General features: G+C 56.5%; 1 pseudogene. It reads right to left on the bottom strand.

Annotated features, from left to right (window positions below):
- Positions 1 to 515 (bottom strand): annotated as a pseudogene (locus VK91_RS22190) (collagen-like protein); the annotation flags it as partial.

Below are 515 nucleotides of genomic sequence, written 5' to 3' on the forward strand. Positions count from 1 at the left end.
CTGTGAACCTGTTGCGCCTGTGCTTCCTGTTACGCCTTGGACTCCTGTCGCCCCTGTTATTCCCTGTGAACCTGTTGCTCCTGTACTCCCTGTTACGCCTTGGACTCCTGTTGCCCCTGTTATTCCCTGTGAACCTGTTGCTCCTGTGCTCCCTGTTACGCCTTGGACTCCTGTCGCCCCTGTTATTCCCTGTGAACCAGTTGCTCCTGTACTTCCTGTTACGCCTTGGGCTCCTGTTGCCCCTGTCATTCCTGCTAGTCCCCGTTCTCCTGTTGCTCCTGTTATTCCCGCAAGTCCTCGAAGTCCAGTGGCCCCTATTATTCCCTGTGAACCAGTTGCTCCCGTTACTCCTGCTACTCCTTGGAGACCCATTTCTCCCTGTGGACCTGTTGCCCCCGTCACTCCTGCTACTCCTTGGAGACCCATTTCTCCCTGTGGACCCGTTGTCCCCGTTACTCCAGCTACTCCCTGAGGTCCTATTTCTCCCTGCGGACCTGGTGCTCCCGTTACTCCTG

Origin of the sequence: Lysinibacillus sp. LK3 (genome assembly GCF_001043675.1) — a bacterium.
Classification (GTDB): domain Bacteria; phylum Bacillota; class Bacilli; order Bacillales_A; family Planococcaceae; genus Lysinibacillus; species Lysinibacillus capsici.